This is a genomic window from Brevibacillus nigriterrae, assembly GCF_049846925.1.
Classification (GTDB): Bacteria; Bacillota; Bacilli; order Brevibacillales; family Brevibacillaceae; genus Brevibacillus_H.
The window spans coordinates 40417-55271 of sequence record NZ_JBNCMT010000019.1; the positions used below are offsets into that span (position 1 = coordinate 40417).

Here is a 14855-nt window from a genome sequence, read left to right on the forward strand (position 1 = left end):
ACTACGTTAACAGGAAGGATACACTTCTGCTTTCGTATTTCACACGACAATGCTTGGGATGGCGCAAGGAATGAACCAGACCAACCAAACGAGGAAGTAAACAAATGATGCCGCCAATGACGAAATCAATTCCGAAAGAGAGCGGCAACCAGTTGAACAAAGCGGCAGGGATAGATAGACTGCCAATACAAACGGTACACTCCGCGGCACGGTAAAATCCTTGTGAAGCAGGGTAAGCCGTTCCCGCCCCCCACCAAGGAGAAAAGAGCATATCTGGTGACAGCTTGGGCTTTGTCGATACTGAATAAGCGTACAGCCTGAACAGAAAAATTTGCAACACCGGTACAACGGCAAGAATTGACAAGGATAACAACAACTCTTTTATCTGGACAGGAAAGAGTAGGGTAGCTCCGTAAAGAAGACCTCCCAGACAAACTACCTGAAATAGATAGCCAAGCAGTCCCCAACGAAAACGATAGAGCAATTGATAGTTGTAAATGGTCTGTTCTCGCATGACAGGCCTCCTTTTTATTTTCATCATACCACCCTGTTCAATAGCAGGGTGATTTTTTTGTGATTGCAATTGAACGCATGTAATTTCAAAAGCGGTTATGTCATCTATCAGTCCGGGTCACAATAGGTGAGAATAAAGACGAAAGGGACACACACATGAAGAATGACATGCAAACGCTTTTATACTGTACCCCGAACAGTGAAGTTCCACCTGATCTTCTGGCGAACTGGCGACGAAGAGGGATTTCTTTGCAAACAAAGCAGCAGCTTGCAGAAAATGAAGCATTCATTCACGGTCTATTTATCGATAAAAGAATGGAACTGGCCGAGGTAAGAAAATGGATTGCTACGACAGAGGCGCTGGCAAAAGTAGAGCCGATGTCTATATTGCTTGAAGGAAAAGAGATTTTGTACGGGTTGGCAGATCAGTTGCAAAGGAAACTGACAGCCGATCAGTTCGAGGTTCTCCGCCTGTTTATCTTTCCTGACGGTCAACGAGCTGTTCTCGGAGGCAACGGGGTTAGCAAGCAGGTCAACTTGCTTACAAGAAGATTAATCGACGAGGAAATCATTACACTGGTCTGTAAGCGGATCGAAGTGGATGAGGTCGTGGCTGCCCTCCCGCTTTACCTTGATTGGAAGTCCCGATTTTTTACCTATTTGGGTGGGAAATGTGACGGCTCAGGTGCGAGACTTGAAGTCGTTTCATTGGCACTTGGAATGGACAAGCGAGTGGGACAAGGATGGTTTCCCGCAGAGTCTGTTGATGAGATAGTCGAGCCAGAGGACAAGATCAGGTGGCTTCAGAGAGAAGTGAGCCAGCTATTGGAAAATACGAATATCGATACAATTGCTGTATGGACTGGTTCTGATTCGTTGTGCGGGGTTGCTCCTTTATTTGCTCCTTTTTCTACGGTTCAGTTGTATCCCGTGAGCAGTTTTCAAAAACCGAACGATATACCCTCGCCCTGGAAATTTTACACCAAACCGCAAAGTGCGTTGGAACTGGCGGATCTACTGGTCATTCTGGACAAGGACGACAAGATCAAAGAGATAAGCTTTGAGGTGTTTGGTCAAAAGATGAGACAACCCCGTATTCTCGATGCTTGTTCCTGCTATCCGTTGCAAGAAATGGAGACCTATGGGTTGGCCTATCGAACATTTGGGCAAAAGACGAACGTTTGGAATGAAACTGCTTATAATAGGGTATAATGGTTGGTATATCGTGGAAAAAGGTGGCGTGAACGATGGAAAGGCCTGTTCAGAATTGTATCGTCTGCGGGGAAACACATATCGCCGGAATAGCCATCTGCGATCAGTTCATTTGTCATTCCTGTGAACAAGAAATGGTCAAGACAGATGTCCAGGACGAAAAGTATCCCTTCTTTATTAAGCAAATGAGGCAAATCTGGCTACGCAAAAATGCGTAATCCCAGTTGCTTTGGTAAAGGTAGGTAACCAATCACATACGTACAAAGAGGCATTTGCTGCAAAAAGCAAATGCCCTTTTGCTTGTATAAAGTTTATCCTGATCGAAAGGCTTGGCTGATGCTGATTTTTCTACTACTATCAATAATATAAGCATATGACAGATCGTGATTTATCGGGGAGAGGAAGTGCCAAAAATGGTTGAGAGAGAAGAGAGGAATCCGGAGAGGCAACTGCAAGCTCCGCTGTTTGAAGCATTGACTCAGCATGCCAGGTTCCACCCGCATCCTTTTCATGTACCTGGTCATAAAATGGGTAACAGTTTTGATCGTGCGGGTAAAGATATATATCAATCCATTCTTTCCATTGATTTGACAGAGATTTCAGGTACAGATGACCTGCATCAACCAGAAGGAGTGATTGCCCAAGCCCAGCAGCTTGCTGCCGAAGCATACGGAGCAGAAGAAACCAGATTTCTTATCGGTGGCAGTACGGTAGGAAACATTGCTTTGGTCATGACAGTCTGTCAACCGGGTAATAAAATCATCGTCCAGCGAAATTGCCACAAATCGGTGTTCAATGCGCTCATCCTGGCAAGGGCAGAGCCAATCTTCATTGTACCAGCAGTGGATGTGATAACAGGGATTGCCACAGGCTTGCGAAGAGAAGACGTAGAACGTACGCTCCTACAGCATCCAGATGCCAAAGCCGTGTTTCTCACCAATCCGAACTATTACGGGATGGGAATTGATTTGGCCAAAATGGCTGCAACTGTACATAAATTCGGGATTCCTCTTTTGGTGGACGAGGCTCATGGGGCACACTTTGGGTTTCATCCTGCCCTCCCTCCTTCCGCCATGCAATGCGGTGCTGATGCATCTGTACAATCAACGCATAAAATGGGGACTTCGATGACAATGTCTTCGATGCTGCATATTCAAGGTTCACGAATCAATCGGGATCGGCTCTCCCAAGTGCTCGGCATGATTCAATCTTCCAGTCCGTCTTATCCATTGATGGCTTCACTTGATTTGGCAAGACGGCATATGGTGATAGAGGGAGCGAAGGAAATAGATCGGGTGCTCCCTCGCCTCGAATGGTTAAAAGATGCGTTAGGCACGCTCCCCTGGCTTAGACTATCCGTTTTACAAGAGGGAAAAGCCTATACTACACTTGATCCATTCAAGCTCCTGCTTTTCCTGAACACAAGGGAGATGGCAGGATATGAGCTGCAGTCTTATTTGGAGAAAGAACGAATTTTTCCTGAATTAATTGACCGGAACCACGTACTTCTGGCTGCATCAACAGGAACTTCACAAGCGGATGTCGAAAGTGTATGGCAAGTGTGTAGAGGACTACATCCCATACCGCTCACAGAAGCAGATACCATATTCGAACCCGGCTTACTCGCATCTACGTTTTTGCGAGAACAGCTTATCCCTATCTATGAAGCAAACAATTTGCCGAAGACGTCAATACCACTAGTGCATGCTGAAGGAAGGATTGCTGCAGAAATGGTGATCCCTTATCCTCCTGGAATTCCCTTGCTTGTACCTGGTGAAAGGATCGATGGTCACGTCATTTCATTGCTTCAGGAAATGGCGACTGGTAGGGTACGTTTTCAAGGTGCAAGTGACCCAGGGCTACGAACGATCCAAGTTATCCGATAAACATCGGGACGTTTCACAGAAATGGAGGATACAATCACATGCAGGGATTTTTTATTACCGTTGAAGGACCAGATGGAGCAGGGAAAACAACTCAGGTCAAAGCAATCGTGGAAGCATTGCAGAACAAAGGGTATGACGTACTAGTTACCAGAGAGCCAGGTGGCACACCGATTAGTGACAAGGTCAGAGAGATCATTCTCAGCCCAGCTCATCGTGAAATGGCGGATGCAACGGAAGTGCTGCTTTATGCCGCCGCTCGTGCCCAGCATGTTCATGAGGTGATTAAACCGGCGTTGGAGAACGGCAAAATCGTCATTTGTGATCGTTACGTAGATGCCAGCGTCGCATATCAGGGCTATGGTTTGGGCGTACCGACACAAAAGGTATCTCACATCAACCGTTTTGCAACAGGAGGATTAACTCCTGACCGCACGTACTTGCTTGATGTGCCGGTACAGGAAGGCAAGAATCGCTTGCAGGCTAGAAATGAACTGGATCGGATCGAGCAAAAGGGCGAAGCTTACCATGAGCGTGTTCGTGCAGGGTTCCTGGAATTGGCCGAACAAAGCCCTGAACGTTTCCGAGTAGTGAATGCAGCACGCAGCGTTGAGGAAGTCACGCAAGAAATATTGGCAGATTTTTATGATTGGCACGGTGCCAAAAAATGATCTAAGCTGAGCAGAAAGGGTGGAAAGCGATGAAAATGGTGATCGCCGTTGTACAAGACAAGGATAGTGGACGCTTGTCCCAAATGCTTGTGAAAAAAGGATTCCGTGCTACCAAACTGGCAAGTACGGGCAGCTTTTTACGTGCAGGTAATACGACTTTTCTTGTTGGCACGGAAGATGAACGTGTCCCAGAGGTGATCGATCTAATTCAGCACAGTTGCAAATCGCGCAAACAAATGGTTACACCCGTTTCTCCGCTCGGAAGTGCAGTTGACACGTTTATGCCCTATCCACTGGAAGTTCAGGTGGGGGGAGCAGCCGTATTTGTCCTGGATGTTGAACAGTTCCATTCCTATTAGAGGATGTACGTACTACATTAAGTCACGCAGGGGGTGAGCCGATGAAAATTGGAGACGGAATGCGACCAAACTTCGATCCATTGCGAAATACAGATTTACGCAAAAATGTACAGCTCGACAAAATCAGCTTTGGCGATTTGGTCAAAGGAGAAGGAGACCGCCTTACTCATGATCGTCTCAATCAATTATTGAGCGATATCGAGAGACAGGGGCAGGTTCTGGCACGCTCTCGATCCGTGCGTGACTTCTATCAATATAAAAGTCTGGTCAAGCGGTTCATGGAGGAAGCCGTCAAGTTTGGCGTTGCTCTCGAAGATCGGAGAGGTACGAATCGCCGGGGCAGAAGCCGCTTGTACAAGATTATTAAGGAAGTAGACGGACAACTTTTGCAGTTGGCAGAAGAATTGCTGTCAGAACAAGCACCAACCATTGACCTCTTGGCTCGAATTGGCGAAATTCGAGGGCTATTGATTAATCTCTACTTTTAGGTGTGAACGCATATGACGTGGAGTACTTTTACAGAGCAAGTTCGCGTGGCAGAAATATTGTCAGGAAGCCTGCGCAATAACCGCCTTGCCCATGCCTACCTGTTTGTTGGTCCAAGAGGCTGTGGCAAGAAACAAATAGCGATACACCTTGCCCAGTCTCTTTTCTGTTTACATCAAGAACATGATGCATGCGGCGAGTGCCTGAATTGCCATCGAATTGAAACAGGTAATCATCCGGACGTGATCCCTTTGTCTCCAGACGGAGCATCTCTGAAAATCGATCAGATTCGTGCGCTGCAAAAAGAGATGACGATGCGTTCGTTGGAATCGAAACACAAGGTTTATATTATCGAACACGTTGATAAAATGACGACTCAGGCAGCAAACAGTTTGCTTAAATTTCTGGAGGAGCCGCCAGCAGGAGTGATTGCACTTTTGCTAACGGAAAACAATCATACGATTCTTCCCACAATTCTTTCTAGGTGCCAAACCATCTCGTTTTCGCCATTATCTCCTGAATTTATTGCTAATCAGCTTATTCAACTAGGGGTATCACCCGGCCTTGCGCAAGCGGCATCCCAAATAACGGTACAATTGGATGATGCAAGGGAATTAAGCCAATCAGAATGGTTTGCACAGCTTCGAAATATAGTGATACAATTAGTGAAGGAAATAAAACAGCGGAGTTCGCTTGCGCTGTTTACGATACAAGATTTGTTTACCAAGAATGATAGAGTGAAAGAGGAGCTGCCTCTGTTTCTGGATTTGTTCATCCTTTGGCTGCGTGATCTCCTTTATATCCAAGTAGGGCGACAGGCTCGAATCATTAACAGCGACCAAAAGGATGTGCTAGAAGGACAGGCTTACTTATGGACACAAGCCGAGCTTATGCAAGGAATTGCGTTCGCCATGGAGACGCGAAATCGGATAGAGCGAAATGCCAATGCGCAATTAACATTGGAGCGGCTGGTTCTTCAACTCCAGGAGGGATAAAGTTTGTACGAGGTAGTTGGTGTCCGATTTAAAAAAGCGGGCAAAATATATTATTTCGATCCCGACCAGTTACCAGTCGATCAAGATCGTTTTGTGATTGTAGAGACGGCTCGAGGGGTTGAATACGGCAAGGTTGTTATCGGCAAAAAAATAGTGAGTGAGAATGACGTAGTTCTTCCACTCAAAAAAGTGATTCGAATTGCTGATGATAATGATGCTACACAGGTGGACGAGAATAAATCCGCAGCAAAGAATGCGTTTAAAATATGTCAGACCAAAATTCAGGAACACCAACTGGATATGAAGCTGGTAGATGTAGAGTACACTTTTGATCGCAACAAAATTATCTTCTACTTTACGGCAGATGGTCGAGTTGATTTTCGTGAGTTGGTAAAAGATCTCGCTTCCGTATTCCGGACAAGAATTGAATTAAGACAGATTGGTGTTCGTGACGAAGCAAAAATGCTAGGTGGCATTGGTCCATGTGGCCGCATGCTGTGTTGTTCCACTTTTCTGGGGGATTTTGAGCCAGTATCGATCAAAATGGCAAAAGACCAGAGCCTGTCTTTGAACCCAGCCAAAATTTCTGGCTTGTGTGGCCGTTTGATGTGCTGCTTGAAATACGAAAACGATCATTATGAAAGTGCCAAGGATGAGTTGCCGGATATCGGTACCAAAGTGGTGACACCCATGGGTGCGGGCAAGGTTGTTAATCTGAACATTCTTGATCGTTCCGTTCAGGTTGATTTGGCTGAAGTGGAACGAGTAATGGAATTTAGTCTTGATGAGATAGTAGCCGAACAGTAATCGTTGCATAATACAATGGTTTGGTAGCGGAGATGGGGTGGTCTGGTGGAAAAGCGTGATATCTTCGTAAAGATGGCAAGCATTGAGGAGAGAATTGGAGAGCTCTATCAAGAAATTGGCGAGTTAAAAAATGTAATCGTCACTTTGATTGAAGAGAACGGCCAATTGCTTGTCGAAAATGAGCATCTGAGGAATCGACTGGAACCGAAGAAAGAAGCCCCCCCGAAAAAAGAGAAAGCGGAAAACAAACCTTCGAACAAAAAGAACAACAAAGTCGTTGGTGAAGGGTACGACAATCTCGCCCGTCTATATGCAGAGGGTTTCCATATTTGCAATATTCACTACGGCAGCTTGCGTACGGAGGGAGATTGCCTCTTCTGCCTCTCTTTTTTAACAGGCACAAACAATAAGTAAATTCGAAGCGACTTGTATCCTAGTGGGAGCAGGTCGCTTTTCCCTACTATCAGTGTTTTTGAGAGGAAGTTCAAAAAGTCCGGGAAACATAGCGTCTAGGAGAAAGGATTTTGGTTCGATGAAGGAATTCGCGGATGTTCCTGTTTATGAATCGGAACGTATTGATGATTTACTTACACACGATTTGAAGATCATTCAAAGTCATGAAGTATTCTGTTTTTCGATGGATGCCGTGTTGCTTGGGCGCTTTGCTTCGGTTCCCAAACGGGGGAAGGTGATCGACCTGTGCACAGGGAACGGGGCAATTCCACTGATTATGAGTACGAGATCACCGTTTGTTACCTTTGACGGAGTGGAGATTCAACCGCGCCTTCACCACATGGCAGAGCGAAACGTGCAGTTGAATCATCTGGAATCAAGAATTACGATGCATCTGGGAGATGTAAAGGATGCACCACTGAAGTTTGGATATGGACAGTACGATCTGGTCACCTGCAACCCTCCGTATATGCCTGCAACAAGCGGGGAACAAAATGAAAATGAGCATCTTGCGATTGCCAGACACGAGATTTTGCTCAATTTGGAAGACGTCATCCGTGTTAGCAGTCAGTTGCTAAAGAACGGGGGAAAGGTGGCATTGGTTCATCGGGCAACCCGTCTGATTGATATTGTTACCCTTATGCGTCAGTATGGGATAGAGCCTAAACGGATGCGGCTGGTTCACCCGAGACAGGATGCTGAACCGAACATGGTTCTTGTCGAGGGCTCTCGGGGAGGAAAACCGGAACTGCGAATCCAGCCACCGCTCATTGTGTACAAGCAGGGAGAAGAATATTGTGATGAATTGTACGAAATATACTACGGCAAACGGGATGCCCTCTCATGACAGCCACTTCGTGTACATTCTTCGCTGCACAGACGGAACACTATACACGGGTTACACGACAAATGTAGCACGACGCCTTCAGCAGCATAATGAAGGAAAGGCGGCCAAGTATACCCGTGGTCGCGTACCAGCGGAGGTTGTCTACGTGGAAGAGGGAGAAACGAGATCTTGGGGATTGCGAAGAGAAGAAGCGATCAAAAAACTTGCACGTGTGAAAAAAGAAATGTTGATTTGCAGCGGTGTCGAAAGAAGGGATGACAATGAATAGCCAGCAAAGTTTCTCTACAGCACAGGAAGGGGCTCTGTATCTGGTTGCAACGCCTATCGGAAATCTGGATGATATAACTGTCCGTTCACTGCAAACACTGCGTGAAGTGGACGTGATTGCCTGTGAAGATACCAGGCAAACCAGGAAGCTTTTAAACCACTTCCAAATCGAAAAACGAACAGTTAGCTACCATGAGCATAACAAGGAAGCAAGTGGACAGGGGCTCTTGGACTGGCTTGCTGAAGGAAAGAAGATCGCACTAGTCAGCGACGCAGGACTTCCGGCGATTTCAGACCCTGGTGCTGAACTTGTCAGGGATGCTGTTGCCCAGGGCTATCCTGTGATCCCGATTCCGGGAGCGAATGCTGCGCTGACTGCCTTGATCGCATCAGGCTTGCCTACAGAGAAATTTGTGTTTTGCGGGTTTTTGCCGAGGGATAAGAAAGATCGTCGAGTTGAATTGGAACGGGTGAAAAAATATCAGGAGACGCTGATTTTTTATGAAGCACCGCATCGGATCAGCAAAACACTGGAAGGAATGCAAGAGGTTCTGGGAGATCGCCAAGCGGTTCTCGCTCGTGAATTGACCAAACGATATGAGGAATTCATCAGAGGGTCTTTATCTGAACTGATCGAATGGCTGGAGTCTGGTGAAGCACGGGGAGAATTTTGTATCGTCGTTGAAGGCTATCTAGCGAAGGATGGAGAAGATGAGGTCGAAGCGGATTGGTGGCAAACTCTTTCTGTGATTGAGCATGTCGAACGCTACATAGAGCAAGGGGAGGGGCAGAAGGACGCCATCAAAAAAGTGGCGCAGGACCGCAATCTTCCCAAACGTGAAATATATAATGAATATCATAGATAAACCCCCGTTCACACGGGGGTTTTTGCATCTAGCTTATTCAACAATGGACTTGTCGATCATGTTCATTAATTCTTTTACTGCATCTTTGCTAACCATTTTACCTTTGTAGTATACGAGGTTGTCAGCATTTCCAGTGAAGATACAAGCTGGTTCGTATTTTTTCAAGATGATGCGCTCACCGTCAACATAGATTTCCAACGCATCTTTCTCAGCGATTCCAAGTGTACGGCGAAGTTCGATAGGAATAACTACACGACCAAGTTCGTCTACTTTTCTTACAATACCAGTTGATTTCATTACCATTTTCCCCTCTCAGTTTGTAAGTATTTTGAAGCTGTATGACTGACGAATAATCGCTTTATCGTCATTATTCGACAATTTATTATGTTCCCATCATACCAGTGATTCCAAATGGTGTCAATAATTCCTTTTACATTTTATTGAATTAGTGGATGTGTTTATCACTAAAACTGCAATTTAATCTGCTATAATTAAAAAAACGTGAAAAAATAGTAGTGAATATGACAATTAAAGGGGATAATTTACAAAAAAAGGCTATTTAAACTGGAAAATAACCAGAAAATTTAAACGACAATTACCAGTTTATTTTGTCGAAAACTTTATACGATTCGACAAAATATTTTTAATTGCGCACGTTGTCCTTTTTTGTACCTGTTTTTCTTACTCTTGACAGTAAGTTTATAAATGAATAACGTAGTACATAATAGCAAGTGTGAAAAGATGCAAACGATGATGGGAAGAGTAGACTCACCAGCTTATTGCAGAGAGCCGGAATTGGTGGAATCCGGTATAATGCGGTAGTCGAAGATGGCCCCGGAGTTTTTGTGTGTGAGCTGAACCAAGTGCCTGCTTGTCAGTAAACATATGACGTATCCTGCGTTAAAGGAAAAGTCGACAAGACTTGCCAAGTCCATTCCTTGTGAAAGGGTGGAGAATTTGGGTGGTACCACGGGTATACAGACTCGTCCCAATCAGGGGCTGAGTCTTTTTTTATTTTTAAAGGAGGTTCAAAAAGTCCGGGAAACATAGCGTTCGAATTTCTGCGTTGCGTTGCCCCTCCGCTGCTCTTGATGCTCTGCTGCGCCCCACAGGACGTGGTAGTGCCGACGTTCCAACAGGACGTTGGTGCATCTAGTCGGCCTCGGGTCTTCCGCGCCTTGAACTTCGAGGCTCTGTTTGTCCTCCTTTTTGAACTTGATTTAACTAACCAACACAAGGAGGATCGGAACATGAGCGACAAAAACAACAAAACCTATTACATAACTACCCCTATTTATTATCCAAGCAATAAGCTGCATATCGGTAACGCATACACTACCATTGCTGCTGATGCCATGGCTCGTTACAAACGATTGAGAGGTTACGATGTTTACTACTTAACAGGGACGGATGAACACGGTCAAAAGTTGCAAGAGCGTGCTGCCCAGGAAGGCAAGCAACCGTTGGAGTTTATCGATCCGATTGTTGATTGGATTCGTGACTTATGGGACAAACTTGATATTTCCTATGATGATTTCATTCGCACGACACAAGATCGTCATAAGGAAGTGGTACAGAAGATTTTCCAACGTCTGTTAGATCAAGGAGACATCTATCTAGGGGAATACGAAGGATATTACTGTGTACCAGACGAGGCTTTCTGGACGGAGACACAAGCGAAGACAGATAAAGGGTTCTTCTGTCCGGATTGTGGCCGCCCGGTTTCGAAAGTAAAGGAGAAAAACTACTTTTTCCGCATGTCCAATTATCAGGATCGACTGCTTCAATATATTGAGGAACATCCGAATTTCATTCAGCCGGAATCTCGCAAAAATGAAATGATTAACAACTTCCTGAAGCCGGGGCTGCAAGACTTAAGTGTGTCTCGCAGTACGTTTGACTGGGGAATCAAGGTTCCCAGTGATCCGGAGCATGTCATTTATGTATGGATCGATGCGTTAACCAACTATATTTCCGCATTAGGATACCTGTCTGAAGATGACAGCAAGTATCAGCGCTATTGGCCAGCAGTTCATCTCGTGGGCAAAGATATCTTGCGCTTCCATACCATCTATTGGCCGATTCTCTTGATGGCAATTGGCGCTCCGCTGCCGACTCAAGTATTCGGTCATGGTTGGTTGCTAATGCCGGATGGAAAAATGTCCAAATCCAAAGGCAACGTGATCGATCCGAAGTTCCTGATTGATCGTTATGGCTCTGATGGGGTTCGTTACTTCTTGCTACGTGAAATTGCTTTTGGGCAAGATGGTGTATTTACTCCAGAGAGCTTCGTGCAACGACTCAATTTTGATTTGGCGAATGATCTGGGCAACCTGGTAAGCCGTACGGTCGCTATGATCGAGAAGTACTTCGAAGGCAATCTTCCAGCACCAATTCAACCAGGTGAATTTGACGATGAATTAATTGCGCTGGCTACAAAAACGGCTTCTTTAGTAGAAGATCATCTGGAAGAAATGCGCTTTAGCAATGCACTCACTCACATCTGGGAACTAATCGGACGGACGAATAAATATATCGATGAGACACAGCCGTGGGCTTTGGCGAAATCAGAAGAAAATCAGGCGCGACTAGGTACTGTTATGTACAACCTGGCAGAGAGCATTCGCATTATCTCTATCCTCATCCAGCCGTTCATGACGAAAACTCCGGCAAAAATCTGGGAGCAACTAGGCATTGCAGGGCAATCCGATGCGCAAGGTTGGGACACAAGCAAAACATGGGGAGTTCTGCATGCTGGAACCCAAGTTGCTCGTGGAGAGGTGCTCTACCCTCGTTTGGAAGTAGAAAAAGAGCTGGAATATATCGATGCTTCTACTGCAGAAGCTCGTAAGCAAGCAGAAGAAAACAAGAAGAAACAAGAGGCAACGAAGGGAGAGGCAAACGTGAACGACAGCCAAGCCGCACAACCAACGACAGAGCAACCAGCAGAGGCAAACAACAAACCGGCAGATGCCAAGGAAGAAATCTCGATTGATGATTTCGCCAAAGTAGAGCTTCGGGTTGGGCAAGTAACGGCTTGCGAGAAGCATCCGAATGCAGACAAATTGCTTGTCCTGCAACTCGATATGGGATATGAACAACGTCAAGTCGTTTCGGGCATTGCGAAATTCTATCAACCGGAAGAAATGGTAGGCAAAAAAGTGATTGTTGTTGCTAACCTAAAACCGGTTAAGCTTCGTGGGCTAATGTCTCAAGGCATGATCCTTGCCGCATCCCATGGGGAAGAACTTACACTTGCCACTGTTGATCCGAGCATGCCTAACGGAGCGATTGTGAAGTAAGGAAAGGAGGGAATCCATTTGTTAATTGATACGCACGCACACTTGAATGCCAAAGAATTTGACGAAGATCGTGATGAAGTTATTGAGCGTGCTCGTGAGAATGGGGTTTCCACCATTGTAAATATCGGTTTTAACCGTGAAACCATTCCTACTTGCCTTGAGCTCGCAGAGAAGTATGACTTCATTTACGCTGTTGTAGGATGGCACCCACAAGATGCGAAAGATATGACTGACGCTGATCTCGAATGGATTGAAGAATTGAGTCGTCATCCGAAAGTAGTTGGACTCGGGGAAATGGGTCTCGATTATTATTGGGATACTTCGCCCAAGGATGTTCAGGCAGAAGTATTTCGCAAGCAAATCCGTCTCGCTCGCAAACTGAATATGCCGATCATCATTCATAATCGTGATGCACATCAGGATATTATTCAGATTTTGCGTGAAGAAAAGGCCGCAGAAGTAGGTGGAATCATGCACTGCTTCTCAGGAAGTTGGGAGACAGCAAAGCTTGCTCTGAATATGAATTTCTATATCTCCTTTGGCGGGCCGTTGACTTTCAAAAATGCCAAGACACCCAAAGAGGTCGCCAGCAAAGTTCCATTAGATCGGTTGCTGATCGAGACGGATTGTCCATATCTGACACCGCATCCCTTCAGGGGGAAACGCAATGAAACGGGTTACGTACGATATGTTGCCGAGGAAATGGCCAATCTTCACGATCTCAGTTATGAGGAAATGGCCCAAATTACTACAGAAAATGCCAAACGCTTATTCAAGTTGCCATAGCAATTCAAAGATCTTGCGCCCCCGCATCCAGTTGTGGGGGCGTTTTATTTATACATTTCAAGTTATTTATCACAATTTTGTGAAATCAGTAATACCTCATATGTGCATTGCATACCATGAAAAGGTGCAGCTTTTCCAAATGAATTGTCTTTATGTCTCTTTTGTCGAACGAAAAAGAACATAAACGACATGCATATCGACAAGAAGAACCTATCATTTTACAAAGCAGATCTGTTAGTTTAATAGCTAACCTGTCTGCAATTTAGCACAATTTGTACCTTGACTTTTGAGGAGGGAATTTGACAAAAGGACAAAAGTAGCATAAAATCGAGACGGCTTTGTTAAAGGAGTGTGGAAAATGGAGATTGGCAAGATATGGGTGACGCGCAAGGCGTTAATCCTCACTGTGGGGATTGCCTTACTCACGTTATCTGTTGCAAGCTTCTTCTTTATCCTAGCTAACCAGCCAAAGCACATAACGCTAACGGTTGATGGCGTTACCAAGACATATGAGACGCAAGCGGAAACGGTCGAGGATTTCCTTGATGAGCAGAAAATTACTGTGCTCACCAACGATATCTTAACACCTCAAGCTACGACAACTCTTGAAGAATCTATGACTATCCAATTGCAAACGAGCTGGGCTGTGCCTGTCCATTTTGATGGACAGACAAAAATGGTACATACAATAAAACGAGACGTAGCTAGTGTACTAGCAGATGCTGGGATTACCCTCAGGAAACAAGACAAGGTTCAACCTGCTTTAACATCGACGATTTCGAAGGATACAAAAATTACGATTAGTCGCTTAGACGAAAAAGTCGTACAAGTGCAAGAAGATGTTCCTTTTCAGGAAATTCGCAAAGCCGACGCATCTCTGACAAAAGGTCAGACGCGTATCCTGCGAAAAGGGCAACCAGGGAAAGTGTTAGTGCATTACAAGGTGTCATTGGAAAATGGCAAGGAAGTAACACGTGAACTGGTGAAGCGGGAAGTTGTCAACCCGAAACAGGATCAGGTACTTCTGGTCGGGACAGGTCAAAAACAATCTGTTGCTGCTGCTTCTATCTCTCGTGGTGGTAAAGTTGTCCGTGCCAAACAGGTGCTGAAGAATGTGAGCCTAACAGCGTATTCTCCAGCAGTAGGAACGAGAACCGCCTCAGGAACAAAAGCATCAGCAGGAAGAACGATTGCCGTTGATCCGAACGTGATTCCAATGGGTTGGTGGGTATACATCGACGGAATTGGATATCGTCGTGCGGAGGATACGGGGGGAGCTGTGAAAGGAAACAAAATCGATGTTTTCTTTGGCAGTGAATCGGAAGCAATTCAGTTTGGCCGCAAACGTGGAAGGACCGTTTATATTATCGGGCCGAATAAACCATAAGAACCCAAACTGGTAAAAGGC

Annotated in this window: 17 protein-coding genes and 1 other annotated feature; of the genes, 15 read left to right on the plus strand and 2 right to left on the minus strand. The window is 45.4% G+C overall.

The annotated features are described in order from the left end of the window. Position 1: 1 nt before the first annotated feature. The gene (locus ACPW7N_RS15005; RefSeq protein ID WP_425651914.1) at positions 2-514 is read right to left on the minus strand and encodes a hypothetical protein; all 513 of its coding nucleotides are present in this window, start codon (positions 512-514) and stop codon (positions 2-4) included. Between the two features lie 155 nt (positions 515-669). Between ACPW7N_RS15005 and ACPW7N_RS15010 the strand changes: the two genes are divergently transcribed. The 12 genes from ACPW7N_RS15010 (at position 670) to rsmI (ending at position 9359) form a co-directional block, all read left to right on the plus strand. Then, the gene (locus tag ACPW7N_RS15010; protein WP_425651915.1) at positions 670-1725 is read left to right on the plus strand and encodes a hypothetical protein; all 1056 of its coding nucleotides are present in this window, start codon (positions 670-672) and stop codon (positions 1723-1725) included. Positions 1726-1760: 35 nt separating this feature from the next. Continuing rightward, a complete protein-coding gene (locus ACPW7N_RS15015) occupies positions 1761-1943 on the plus strand; it encodes a sigma factor G inhibitor Gin (RefSeq protein WP_425651916.1) in 183 nt (60 codons plus the stop codon). Between the two features lie 195 nt (positions 1944-2138). Continuing rightward, positions 2139-3611, plus strand: a complete 1473-nt coding sequence (locus tag ACPW7N_RS15020; RefSeq protein ID WP_425651977.1) for an aminotransferase class I/II-fold pyridoxal phosphate-dependent enzyme — start codon at positions 2139-2141, stop codon at positions 3609-3611. Between the two features lie 38 nt (positions 3612-3649). Continuing rightward, complete coding sequence (gene tmk / locus ACPW7N_RS15025) at positions 3650-4279, plus strand: dTMP kinase (protein ID WP_425651917.1); 630 nt, start codon at positions 3650-3652, stop codon at positions 4277-4279. A gap of 29 nt (positions 4280-4308) precedes the next feature. Next, a complete protein-coding gene (locus tag ACPW7N_RS15030; protein WP_425651918.1) occupies positions 4309-4638 on the plus strand; it encodes a cyclic-di-AMP receptor in 330 nt (109 codons plus the stop codon). Between the two features lie 41 nt (positions 4639-4679). Further along, on the plus strand, positions 4680-5126 hold the full coding sequence (locus tag ACPW7N_RS15035; protein ID WP_425651919.1) for a YaaR family protein: 447 nt from the start codon (positions 4680-4682) through the stop codon (positions 5124-5126). 12 nt (positions 5127-5138) lie between these two features. Further along, positions 5139-6119, plus strand: a complete 981-nt coding sequence (holB, locus tag ACPW7N_RS15040; protein WP_425651920.1) for a DNA polymerase III subunit delta' — start codon at positions 5139-5141, stop codon at positions 6117-6119. Positions 6120-6122: 3 nt separating this feature from the next. Further along, on the plus strand, positions 6123-6926 hold the full coding sequence (locus tag ACPW7N_RS15045) for a PSP1 domain-containing protein (protein ID WP_425651921.1): 804 nt from the start codon (positions 6123-6125) through the stop codon (positions 6924-6926). 45 nt (positions 6927-6971) lie between these two features. Further along, positions 6972-7340 carry a DNA replication initiation control protein YabA gene (gene yabA, locus ACPW7N_RS15050; RefSeq protein ID WP_425651922.1) on the plus strand — a complete coding sequence of 123 codons (369 nt, stop codon included), beginning with the start codon at positions 6972-6974 and terminating at the stop codon, positions 7338-7340. Between the two features lie 118 nt (positions 7341-7458). Further along, positions 7459-8226 carry a tRNA1(Val) (adenine(37)-N6)-methyltransferase gene (locus ACPW7N_RS15055; RefSeq protein WP_425651923.1) on the plus strand — a complete coding sequence of 256 codons (768 nt, stop codon included), beginning with the start codon at positions 7459-7461 and terminating at the stop codon, positions 8224-8226. After that, positions 8180-8494 (plus strand): GIY-YIG nuclease family protein, encoded by a 315-nt coding sequence (locus ACPW7N_RS15060; RefSeq protein ID WP_425651924.1) that lies wholly within the window; start codon positions 8180-8182, stop codon positions 8492-8494. Before ACPW7N_RS15055 ends, ACPW7N_RS15060 begins: the two co-directional genes overlap by 47 nt. Then, on the plus strand, positions 8487-9359 hold the full coding sequence (rsmI, locus tag ACPW7N_RS15065; RefSeq protein ID WP_425651925.1) for a 16S rRNA (cytidine(1402)-2'-O)-methyltransferase: 873 nt from the start codon (positions 8487-8489) through the stop codon (positions 9357-9359). The genes ACPW7N_RS15060 and rsmI overlap by 8 nt, the downstream gene beginning before the upstream one ends. Positions 9360-9392: 33 nt before the next feature. Here the strand turns inward: rsmI and ACPW7N_RS15070 are convergent, their stop codons facing one another. Next, positions 9393-9656, minus strand: coding sequence for an AbrB/MazE/SpoVT family DNA-binding domain-containing protein (locus ACPW7N_RS15070; RefSeq protein WP_425651926.1), 264 nt, complete (start codon positions 9654-9656; stop codon positions 9393-9395). 444 nt (positions 9657-10100) lie between these two features. Then, positions 10101-10353: a binding site (T-box leader), on the plus strand. A gap of 256 nt (positions 10354-10609) precedes the next feature. On the opposite strand from ACPW7N_RS15070, the gene metG reads away from it, so the two are divergent. The 3 genes from metG to ACPW7N_RS15085 all read left to right on the plus strand — a co-directional run bounded on the left by metG (position 10610) and on the right by ACPW7N_RS15085 (position 14834). Continuing rightward, a complete protein-coding gene (gene metG, locus ACPW7N_RS15075; RefSeq protein WP_425651927.1) occupies positions 10610-12661 on the plus strand; it encodes a methionine--tRNA ligase in 2052 nt (683 codons plus the stop codon). An 18-nt stretch (positions 12662-12679) separates the two neighbouring features. Further along, the gene (locus ACPW7N_RS15080; RefSeq protein ID WP_425651928.1) at positions 12680-13447 is read left to right on the plus strand and encodes a TatD family hydrolase; all 768 of its coding nucleotides are present in this window, start codon (positions 12680-12682) and stop codon (positions 13445-13447) included. Positions 13448-13805: 358 nt separating this feature from the next. After that, entirely contained in the window at positions 13806-14834 is a 1029-nt protein-coding gene (locus ACPW7N_RS15085; protein WP_425651929.1) for a ubiquitin-like domain-containing protein, read from the plus strand. The last annotated feature ends 21 nt before the right edge of the window (positions 14835-14855 follow it).

Coding starts and splice junctions, on each gene's coding strand:
- ACPW7N_RS15055 (WP_425651923.1), top strand. CDS start 7,459: ATGAAGGAATTCGCGGATGTTCCTGTTTATGAATCGGAACGTATTGAT.
- ACPW7N_RS15070 (WP_425651926.1), bottom strand. CDS start 9,656: ATGAAATCAACTGGTATTGTAAGAAAAGTAGACGAACTTGGTCGTGTA.
- ACPW7N_RS15085 (WP_425651929.1), top strand. CDS start 13,806: ATGGAGATTGGCAAGATATGGGTGACGCGCAAGGCGTTAATCCTCACT.
- holB (WP_425651920.1), top strand. CDS start 5,139: ATGACGTGGAGTACTTTTACAGAGCAAGTTCGCGTGGCAGAAATATTG.
- ACPW7N_RS15015 (WP_425651916.1), top strand. CDS start 1,761: ATGGAAAGGCCTGTTCAGAATTGTATCGTCTGCGGGGAAACACATATC.
- tmk (WP_425651917.1), top strand. CDS start 3,650: ATGCAGGGATTTTTTATTACCGTTGAAGGACCAGATGGAGCAGGGAAA.
- ACPW7N_RS15035 (WP_425651919.1), top strand. CDS start 4,680: ATGAAAATTGGAGACGGAATGCGACCAAACTTCGATCCATTGCGAAAT.
- ACPW7N_RS15005 (WP_425651914.1), bottom strand. CDS start 514: ATGCGAGAACAGACCATTTACAACTATCAATTGCTCTATCGTTTTCGT.
- ACPW7N_RS15060 (WP_425651924.1), top strand. CDS start 8,180: ATGAATTGTACGAAATATACTACGGCAAACGGGATGCCCTCTCATGAC.
- ACPW7N_RS15010 (WP_425651915.1), top strand. CDS start 670: ATGAAGAATGACATGCAAACGCTTTTATACTGTACCCCGAACAGTGAA.
- rsmI (WP_425651925.1), top strand. CDS start 8,487: ATGAATAGCCAGCAAAGTTTCTCTACAGCACAGGAAGGGGCTCTGTAT.
- ACPW7N_RS15020 (WP_425651977.1), top strand. CDS start 2,139: ATGGTTGAGAGAGAAGAGAGGAATCCGGAGAGGCAACTGCAAGCTCCG.
- metG (WP_425651927.1), top strand. CDS start 10,610: ATGAGCGACAAAAACAACAAAACCTATTACATAACTACCCCTATTTAT.
- ACPW7N_RS15030 (WP_425651918.1), top strand. CDS start 4,309: ATGAAAATGGTGATCGCCGTTGTACAAGACAAGGATAGTGGACGCTTG.